The 236-nt window shown below is 62.3% G+C and carries 1 pseudogene; it reads left to right on the plus strand.

Annotated features, from left to right (window positions below):
• Positions 1–236, plus strand: a pseudogene (locus AF337_RS12795) (thymidine phosphorylase); the annotation flags it as partial.

Below are 236 nucleotides of genomic sequence, written 5' to 3' on the forward strand. Positions count from 1 at the left end.
GGTCGAGGTGGCCAATGGCGCAGGCGTGAAGACCTCGGCCATGATCACCGACATGAGCCAGCCGCTCGCCGATAGTGCCGGCAATGCCGTCGAGATACGCAACTGCCTGGATTTCCTAGCAGGCAGGAAAAGGGACACGCGGCTTGATATCGTCGTTCTCGCCTTCGCCGCCGAGATGCTGGTGAAATCAGGCGTCGCCGTTTCGCCTGATGAAGCCGAGGGGATGGCGCGTCAGG

This window comes from Rhizobium ecuadorense (assembly GCF_001187535.1).
Classification (GTDB): Bacteria; Pseudomonadota; Alphaproteobacteria; order Rhizobiales; family Rhizobiaceae; genus Rhizobium; species Rhizobium ecuadorense.